Here is a 7,222-nt window from a genome sequence, read left to right as displayed (position 1 = left end):
GTCTCGGCCAGGATCTCGCCGAGCAACAGGGCGCCGACGGGCGTCCAGCTCGCGGGCTTCAGGATGAAGGGGCAGCCGACGGCGAGGGCGGGTGCGATCTTGTGGGCCGGCAGATTGAGCGGGAAGTTCCACGGCGTGATGAAAGCGCACGGCCCCACGGGGACGCGCTTCCACATCCCGGTGTAGCCCCGTGCCCTTGGAGTGATGTCCATGGGCAGCACTTCACCGTAGAGACGCACGGACTCTTCCGCGGCGATGCGGAAGGTGTCGGCGAGGCGGGTCACTTCGCCGCGGGCGTCGCGGATGGGCTTGCCCGCCTCGATGCAGAGGATCCGGGCCAGCTCCTCGGCGCGCGCGGTGATACGCGTCACGCAGTGCTGTAGGATGGCCTGCCGGGCGTAGGCAGGCAGGCGGCGCATCGGCTCGGCGGCGGCGGCGGCGTGGGCGATGGCCCGCTCGAGCGTGGCCGCGTCGGCTTGCGCCACCCGGAAGGCGATCTCGCCGGTGTACTTGTCGTGCACCGCCAGATCTTCGTTGGCGGCCACGGCCTGGTTCGCCAGGTAGTAGGGACGGCTCTGCACCGGACCTCCCCGCACGGTTCGGGATGGTCCATTCTGCACCGAACCGCCGCTCTTCCGCTACTGGTAGCGCAGCGCCGCGATCGGATCCTTCGGCGCCGCCTGCTGGCAGAGCCGTGTCGCGTCTCGCAGGCAAGCGCTCACGACGACCTCGCATTCCAACCGAGGGCGTCGCACGCCGCGGTCATGCGCTCGGCATAGAGACGCATGTTCCCGATGATGTTCGGCAGCCATCCGGTCTCGAGATAGGTCGCTTCCCAGTGCACCGAGGCGGTACCGTCGCGCAGCAGCGTGGACAGGTGGGCGATACGCCCGAGGGTCTTCCGCGTCAGCCGCGGCCAACAATCGCGGACGTTGGCGTGGTAAACATCCAGGTCCGCGGGCGTCAGATCCACCGCCGGCGGTCCCCAGCCGGCTTTCTCCCAGTCGAAGGCGAGAAGCGAGGCATCCGACCCGTTGCCGGACGGGTAGCGCACGCGCAGGTTCTTCTTCACGAAGTCCCCGTGCACGAGAGCCCAGGGCATGTCGTGACTGCAGGCCTCCACCTCGGACCAGCAGGACTCGAGCCGATCGAGCACGCGCCGCACTTCGTCGAGGACCGCCTGATCCTCCGATGACAACTGTCGCTGCGCCTGGCCGCGGTTCAACTCTTCGCGCCCGGCGTGCAAGTGCGCCAGATAGTGGCTCGGACCGCGGTCGGGGAAGAGCGCGCTGCCGTCGAGGCTGGAGGAGGCCGTGTGCAGGCGCGCCAGCCAGCGGGCGGCGAGCTGCCGGTGCTCCGGGCGATGCGCGTCGAAGCGTCGTCCTGCGGCGTTCTTGAGGAAGAGCCAAGCGAACTCCTCCCCCGGCGCTTCCACCAGGCCGTAGCAGAAGAGCGAAGGACAACGCAGGCGCTGCAAGAGCCCGTACACCTCGCGCTCCCACTGCGCTACCTCGCGCGGGCAGTGCTTGGCGATCACCCCGCTCCCTCCGACTCCCACCCGCGGCAGAAGATAGACACGCGACTTGCGGCTTTGATGCAGCAACTCGAGGCGCTCCGGTACGGCGGGCGTGAAGCCGTCGGCGAGGGCCGGGAGCGCCAGCCAGGCACGCACCGCAGGCTGGGACTCGAGGTCCGTGGTGATGATCTGCGGTACTTCCGGAATCATGGACGCTCCGGTCGTGCTGGGAGAGAAAGAGCTTCCGGAGCCGTCGGGGCGGCATTGCCCACCTGCACCCGACCGTCGGCGTCGAATTGCAGCAGCAGGTCGCAGCCCTGCAGTGTCGCCAGCCGGTGCGCCACCATGAACGTCGTTCGGCCATGCATCAGTTGCTCCAGAGCTTCCAAGATGCCCGCTTCGGTGCGTACATCCACGGAACTGGTGGGCTCGTCGAGGAGGAGAACGGGTGCATCCTTCAAGAAAGCCCGCGCCAGGGCGATCCGCTGCCGTTCACCGCCGGAGAGGCGGAGGCCGCGTTCGCCCACCTGGGTGGCGTAGCCTTCCGGGAGGCTGGCGATGAAATCGTGCACATTGGCGGCACGGGCGGCTTGCACGATCTCTTCCGGGCTGGCGTCGGCTCGGGCGTAGGCGATGTTCTCGGCGATGCTGGTGGAGAAGAGGACGGGATCCTGCAGGACGAGGGCGAACTGGTGCCGCAGGTCGCTCACCTTGTACTCACGGAGATCCAGCCCATCCAGCAGGATGCGTCCCGAGGACGGATCGAAGAAGCGGGTGAGCAGGTGCAGCAGTGTGCTCTTGCCGCTCCCCGTGCGGCCAGCGATGCCGACGCGCATTCCCGGCGACACCGAAAAAGAAACCTCGCGCAGCACCGGTCTTTCCGCTTCGTAAGCGAAGGAGACCGCCTCGAAGTCGAGGGCGCCGCGGGCGCGCACGAGGCCGCGAGCCTGCGGACTCTCCGGCACGTCACGGGGCTCGTCGAGCAGGGCGAAGGCGCGTTCGGCGCTGGCCAGATGCCCTTGCAGACTGGCGATCTTGCGAGACATCGTCTTCATCGGTTCGTACAGCTGCGCCAGGTACCCCATGATCAAGAGCAGTTCCCCGAGCAGGAGCTGGCCCGCCAGCACGTGCCGCGTGCCGATGAAAAGCGTCGCCGCCGTGCCTGTCGCCGCCGTCACCGCGACCAGCATCCCGAGACTGCCCTGCAACCTGACCAAGCGGATCCTCTCGATCATCCCGAGCCTCGCCGTGCGTACGAAGCGTTGCTGCTCCCGCCGCTCCTGTCCGAATGCCTTCACCACCCGCAATGCCGAAAGCACCTCGTAGATGACCGCCATGGCGCTGCTCTCGAGCTTCTTGACCAGATGCGCCCGCCTGCGCAACGTGGTGCGGTACTGGCGCGCCAGGAAGAACAGCGCCGGCGACACCGCCACGGCGACGAGACTGAGCTGCCAGTCCAGTCGAGTCATGACGTAGAGCATGGAGCCCACGGTCATCGCCGAGGCGATGAAGGGGATGACTCCATCCAGCGCCACGTATTGGACTGCGTTGGCGTCCTGTTGGATGCGGTAGGCGGCGTCCGAAGTGCCCCTTTTGTCGTGGAAAACGAAAGAGAGCCGCTGCACTCGCTCGAAGAGCAGGGCACGAAAGTCCTGCACCAGACGCTCCGCCACGTAAGTGCGCAGCACCATCGCCGCCAGCACCTGGAGCTGGGCGACGAGGGTCACGGCTACCATCAACGCCGCGGATAGAACCAGGAGCGCGCCGCGCGATGACGCGGTCGCCGCCGGAATCACCCGTTGCAGGATGCCCGGCAGCGGCTCCGAGCCGATGATGCAGTCCACGACGATCTTGAGCGGCACCGGTCCCAGCAACGCCAGGGGCGTCGCCAGCATACTGAGGCAGAACAGCAGCACGAGGAGGGGCCAACAGGGTCGGGCCTGCAGCAGCAGCCTACGATAGAGCGTGAAATCGGTTTGCTTGCCTTCCCGCACTGTTCTCACCTTTGGCCGGCCCTTTTCTCAGGAACGGCGTCCCGATGAACAACCACTGCTCATCGCCGTGAACAATCGTGGGCCGTCGGTCACGCCGGACAATCAGTCGGCTGTCGCCGCCGGGCAGGCCTCGTCCAGCGCTGCCATGGCGCGGGCGGCCTCTCCTGCACCGGCGCCGCAGAAACCGATGGCGCCGAGGCCGAGGGAGAGGCCGATCGCCACGGCGCCATCCATGAAAGCCCAGAAGGAGGCGCCGGCAGCGGCAGCGGCGAGAACCGGCACCGCTCGCGACAGGCGCATCCAGGCGCGGAAGCGCAGCATCTGCTTGCCTGCACCATGCTCTTCCACGCCGAGGCGCAGGCGGGCGCCACCGAGCAAGCCGCCGCGCACCTCGAGATCCCAGTCGTCGTAATCGCTGCCTCGCGTGGTCACCGAGCCGGCCTGGACGAGCGCGGCGAGCATCGCTTCGAGGCGTGCTTCCGGGGCTTTCCATGCCTCGCGCCAGCAAGAGAGTAGGCGGAGCGGACGCCAGAGGCGGCGGCGCGTGCCTCGCACCCGCCAGGGAGCGAGCCCGTGCTCCAACCTGCCGGCAAGACGAGCCACGGGTTGCACCAGATGCAACAGGGTGGTCAGTGCGAAGAGCCGGACCCGGAGGTTCTTGCTCTGCGGGGCGCTGGTGAAGCGGGCGCGCCGGGCGCTGGCGAGGGCTTGCGCCACCGGCAGAACCATTCCCAAGAGGAAGAACGGCACAGCGATCCCCATGGGTTTCCAAAAGGCGGTGGAGAGCGCTGCCACGCCGAGGAAAGCGAGCAGGAAGAGCCACTCCGGCATGAGGGGGAGCTCGAGCCAGGTGCCGGGTCGACGCTGGTACAGGAACTGGAACGGAGCCGTCCCGAAGACACCACGATAGATACGGCCGCCCAGCGCGCCGAGGGAAAGGGTGAAGCCGCGGCCATAGAGCTGGCCGCGCCAACCAACGTGACCGGCGGCGTTGTAGCGCTGCGGCCACTTGCGCTCCAAGAGTGCCTCCGCCTTGCCGTAGCCACGCTGCTGCTTCCAATAGGTGCGCACCGAATTCCGGCGGTGGTGCCAGACCACGGCGGCGGGGGCGAAGCCGATGCGCCAGCCGCGCTCTTGCAAGCGCCAGCAGAGGTCCACGTCGTCCCCGGCGGTGCGATACACCGGGTCGAAGCCCGCGATGGCTTCCAGCGCCGATTTGCGGAACGCCATGTTGCAGCCCGGAACGTGTTCGGCGAGCTGATCGTCCAGGAGCACCTGCACGGGTCCGCCGGGCGCGTTGGCCACGCAGTCGGCAACGAATCCGTCTCCCGCCGGCGGCAGGTTCGGCCCGCCGACACCGGCGTAGCCCTGCCGGAAAGTCCGGGCCAGGTAGTGCAGCCAATGCGGGTCCGGGTAGGCGTCGTCGTCGGTGTAGGCCACGATCTCGCCGCTCGCTGCCCGGAAGCCGGTGTTGCGCGCGCTGCTCAAGCCGCGGTTCTCCGTTCGGATCAAGCGCACCGGGTAGGACTTGACGATCTCTGCCGTGTGGTCCGTCGAGCCGTCGTCGATCACGATCGCTTCGTAGTCCGGATACTCGAGCCGCTGCAAGGCCTCCATGGTGTCGCGGATGGTGGCGCTGCCGTTGTAGGTGCAGACCACCACCGAGATCTTCGGCCACGGGCCGGCGGCGAGGAACGGCGCCTGCGCATAGGCGCGCTGCACCGCGGCCAGCGCCGGCTTCGGCGTGCGGTCCCGGCGCGTCAGGCCGAAGTCCCAGTCGAGGATGTCGTGGCCGCCTCGGTACCACTCGTCGGTCCAGGAGAACACGAAGGTGCCGGCGCAACCGGTTTCGAAGGCGCTCTGGATCTGCCAGGAGAGGCTCTCGGCCTGCTGCTCCTCGCCGTGAGAGCGGCTGTCGAGGCCGATCTCGGTCATCAGCAAGGGGCGATCGTCGCAAAGGTTGTGCAGCCGCAGCAGGTAGGCCTCGAGCTTTTCCCGCGCTTCCAGATAGACGTTGAAGCAAACGAGATCCAGGAACGGCAGGCGCAAATACTCCGTGGTGGGGAAGTTGACATAGGTGACGAGCGCCGTCGGGTCCTCGCGCTTGACGTCGTCGTACAGGTGGCGCAGGAAGCGCTCGATGCGTCGCGCTCCGTGCCAGCGCACGATGCTCTGCGGAATCTCGTTGCCGATGCTGTAACAGAGCACCGCCGGGTGGCCGCTCAGGCCGCGCACCGTCTCGCGCACGCTAGAGCGGATCTGGCGGTCGCGCCCGGGCTCGTCCAGGAAGGCGATGAACTGTTCCCAGGCCAGGCCCACCATGACGCGCAACCCGTGTTGCTGCGCCAGGTCGAGCAGCCAGCGCGGGGGAGGCGTGTAGGTGCGAACGGCGTTGATGCCCTGGCGCGCCATGGCGGCGAAATCCTCGCGCACCCGTTCGGCAGGCGGCAGGTGCAGTCCTTCCGCGTCGGGCCGGAAGGTGCCGTAGGTGACGCCGCACACCTGGAGCTTGCGGTCACCGGCGAAGAGGAACTTCCCCCGCGCCGTGGGGCGCTGCATTCCCGCCGCCGCCTGTGGGACGAGGCGGACGCCGTCCGTCTCGGGGCGAGGCGAGGCTTCGAAGAGAGGCGCGCCCGAGCTCACGAGTCCTCACCGTGCCTGCGGCCGGAGCTTCCCGCCACCGCACGGGCCGCATGCCACTGCCACGCGGTCTGCAGGATCTGTTCGAGGCTCGACCACTGTGGTGTCCAGCCCAGGATGCGCCGCGCCCGCGCCGGGTTGGCCACCAGCACCGGCGGGTCCCCGGCGCGGCGAGGTGCGGTGAGGACGGGCACCGGGCGGCCGGCGATCTTTTCCAAAGTGGCGATCAGCTCTCGCACCGAGGAGCCCTCCCCGGTGCCCAGGTTGACCGGCATGCTTTCGCCGCCGTCCTGCAGGTGTTCCAGGGCGCGCACGTGCGCCTCGGCGAGATCGTTGACATGGATGTAATCGCGGATGGCCGTGCCGTCGGGGGTGGGATAGTCGGTGCCGAAGATCTCGAGGTGGGGAATCTGTCCGAGCGCCGCCTGCATGACCCGCGGGATCAAGTGAGTTTCCGGTCGATGATCCTCGCCGATCTCGCCCTCCGGATCGGCGCCGGCGGCATTGAAATAGCGCAAAGCCATCCAGCGCAGATCGCGGCAGCTGCCGAGCCAGTGCAGGGCGCGCTCGATCCACAGCTTGGTTTCGCCGTAGGGGTTCACGGGCGAGGTGGGTTGGGTCTCGGCGATGGGAACTTCCTCGGGAATGCCGTAGACCGCGCAGGTGGACGAGAACACCACCTGCCGCACTCCAGCATCCATGGCGGCGTGCAGCAGGCTCAGGCCGCGCACGACATTGTTCTCGAAGTATTTCTGCGGCTGCTCCATGGATTCGCCCACATAGGCGAAGGCGGCGAAATGGATCAGCGAGCGGATCTCGTATTCCCGCACCAAGCCCTGGACCAGCGCCGCATCGGCGATGTCACCCTGATGGAATGGACCCCAGCGCACGGCCTGGCGGTGCCCGCGCACCAGGTTGTCCAGGACCACGGGCTGCATGCCGCGCTGCGCCAGGAGTTTGCAGGTGTGGCTGCCGATGTACCCGGCGCCGCCTGTGACAAGAACACACTGCATGCTTCGTCCCTACACCGATTGGCTGTGGGCGTCAACCACGCCGCCCCGGGAGCCGCTTG

General features: G+C 68.0%; 5 protein-coding genes. All 5 read right to left on the bottom strand.

Annotation, left to right across the window (positions count from 1 at the left end; all coding sequences use genetic code 11):
• On the bottom strand, positions 1-581 hold a 581-nt coding region (locus tag VFE28_07405), incomplete at its 3' end, for an aldehyde dehydrogenase family protein (GenBank protein ID HZM15812.1).
• A gap of 137 nt (positions 582-718) precedes the next feature.
• Positions 719-1,726 (bottom strand): phosphotransferase, encoded by a 1,008-nt coding sequence (locus tag VFE28_07400; protein ID HZM15811.1) that lies wholly within the window; start codon positions 1,724-1,726, stop codon positions 719-721.
• On the bottom strand, positions 1,723-3,510 hold the full coding sequence (locus VFE28_07395; protein HZM15810.1) for an ABC transporter ATP-binding protein: 1,788 nt from the start codon (positions 3,508-3,510) through the stop codon (positions 1,723-1,725). The genes VFE28_07400 and VFE28_07395 overlap by 4 nt, the downstream gene beginning before the upstream one ends.
• Positions 3,511-3,612: 102 nt before the next feature.
• On the bottom strand, positions 3,613-6,153 hold the full coding sequence (locus VFE28_07390) for a glycosyltransferase (protein HZM15809.1): 2,541 nt from the start codon (positions 6,151-6,153) through the stop codon (positions 3,613-3,615).
• On the bottom strand, positions 6,150-7,163 hold the full coding sequence (gene galE / locus VFE28_07385; protein HZM15808.1) for a UDP-glucose 4-epimerase GalE: 1,014 nt from the start codon (positions 7,161-7,163) through the stop codon (positions 6,150-6,152). Before galE ends, VFE28_07390 begins: the two co-directional genes overlap by 4 nt.
• Between the last annotated feature and the right edge of the window lie 59 nt (positions 7,164-7,222).

The sequence above is a fragment of the Candidatus Krumholzibacteriia bacterium genome (assembly GCA_035649275.1).
Taxonomy (GTDB): domain Bacteria; phylum Krumholzibacteriota; class Krumholzibacteriia.
This window is presented reverse-complemented; position numbering and strand designations above follow the sequence as displayed.

Bases quoted from the DNA above. Each gene is read 5' to 3' on its own strand.
- VFE28_07400 (HZM15811.1), bottom strand. From the start codon at position 1,726: ATGATTCCGGAAGTACCGCAGATCATCACCACGGACCTCGAGTCCCAG.
- galE (HZM15808.1), bottom strand. From the start codon at position 7,163: ATGCAGTGTGTTCTTGTCACAGGCGGCGCCGGGTACATCGGCAGCCAC.